The organism is Vibrio methylphosphonaticus (genome assembly GCF_023634655.1).
Taxonomy (GTDB): Bacteria; Pseudomonadota; Gammaproteobacteria; order Enterobacterales; family Vibrionaceae; genus Vibrio; species Vibrio methylphosphonaticus.
The window spans coordinates 1-1,332 of record NZ_JAMKMS010000054.1 but is presented as its reverse complement, the minus strand read 5'-3'; the positions used below and the strand labels follow the sequence as shown (position 1 = coordinate 1,332).

Genomic DNA, 1,332 nt, shown 5'->3' with positions numbered 1-1,332 from the left:
AACGTATATGGAGTTGACCATGATGTTAATAGGATACAAGAAACAGAGCAAAAAGGTTAGGGGGCTTTGATGGATTACCAAACACAACAGGATGTTAACCCCGATTGTACCTTTGCTGATTTACTCGTCAGACAGTTCCAAACCTCAGAGCCAGAAGTAATTTTACCAAAGGTAAAAAAAGTTCCCTGGTCACAACATGACTCTAAAAAACTAACAGGCATGTTTGAGCGTGGTGATGATTACCCATCAATGGCCAGTGAGCTTAATCGTTCAGTCGATGCAGTCAAGAATCAAGTAAGGAAATTAAACTTACGCCGTTTTAAGCAACTTAATCATAAGGATTTAAAGTTTCTTAAACAGAATTACTGGTTACTTGGCGCTACCCAAATAGCAAAAAAACTCAAGCGTGAGCCAGCTGCAATCCGTTACTATGCAAAACAACTCGGTTTAAAACATCGTAAAACTCACGATAGCGAGCCACCGATACCACGGCAATTACTTCCTTACGACATGGTAAAACGTGTCGCAGTTCTGGAGCGTGAATGCCCAGAATCACAAACCAAAGTTGAAGACTCTGTTGTCATTTTCTATGACAAAAAAGGACCATCAGCCCCAATGATGGCAATGCATCTGGATGAGTTATGCTCAGCTCTAGACAAATACTTCGGCCGCAGAAATGGTGTTACATCATCGGCATTGATGTACGGATATAAGGCGGTGTGATATGTCTAATCAATATACCAAACGTCGCTCAAGCCGCGTCGATAACTGCCCACAATGCGGTCGAACACATTTTGTTTGCACTGAATATATGAAGGATAGCCAAGTCTATTTGTACGAGGAACAATGTCCTATATGTTATGACTTTTGGCAAATTGGTTTGGAAGACACATTATCAAATCCGGCTAAGTTCTTAGCGAAAGATATGTCGTGATGAGTTCAATTAAGGGAGATACATAATGCTAAAAATCTATTACAACGTACATAGCGAAGACATGGTGGAAATCACAGTACCATCAATTGGTTACGGCTATACCTGCAAGTCTATATTAGAGGTTGATTCAATTGCTAAAGATGTTGCTGACGGGCAATTACACGAAATAATAAAAGTTACGGATGAAAACTTCCGTGAATCTCAAGGTGAAGGATACGTTGAGATCATTGAACCGGATTTCTAATCACTCAGACGTAAGCTCGTTCTATGTTATTGCAAAGCTTCATCTTGCAGTAACTTAGGATGAGCCGACAAGCGGAACCCAGTCAAACCAATCCACGTCACTAAAATCCGCGCGTCAGCCACCAAACATCCTACCTAAATTAACAATACCTTAG

At 40.8% G+C, this 1,332-nt stretch carries 3 protein-coding genes; all 3 read left to right on the top strand.

Features of this window, described 5'->3' with window-relative positions; all coding sequences use genetic code 11:
* Nucleotides 1-69 precede the first annotated feature (69 nt).
* The 3 genes from M9196_RS23190 to M9196_RS23180 are packed head-to-tail and all read left to right on the top strand — an operon-like array spanning nucleotide 70 to nucleotide 1,178.
* The gene (locus tag M9196_RS23190; protein ID WP_250619870.1) at nucleotides 70-723 is read left to right on the top strand and encodes a gcrA cell cycle regulator family protein; all 654 of its coding nucleotides are present in this window, start codon (nucleotides 70-72) and stop codon (nucleotides 721-723) included.
* 1 nt (nucleotide 724) lies between these two features.
* Nucleotides 725-934, top strand: a complete 210-nt coding sequence (locus M9196_RS23185) for a hypothetical protein (protein ID WP_250619869.1) — start codon at nucleotides 725-727, stop codon at nucleotides 932-934.
* Nucleotides 935-959: 25 nt separating this feature from the next.
* Nucleotides 960-1,178, top strand: coding sequence for a hypothetical protein (locus M9196_RS23180; RefSeq protein ID WP_250619868.1), 219 nt, complete (start codon nucleotides 960-962; stop codon nucleotides 1,176-1,178).
* Nucleotides 1,179-1,332: the final 154 nt, after the last annotated feature.

Coding starts and splice junctions, on each gene's coding strand:
- M9196_RS23190 (WP_250619870.1), top strand. CDS start 70: ATGGATTACCAAACACAACAGGATGTTAACCCCGATTGTACCTTTGCT.
- M9196_RS23185 (WP_250619869.1), top strand. CDS start 725: ATGTCTAATCAATATACCAAACGTCGCTCAAGCCGCGTCGATAACTGC.
- M9196_RS23180 (WP_250619868.1), top strand. CDS start 960: ATGCTAAAAATCTATTACAACGTACATAGCGAAGACATGGTGGAAATC.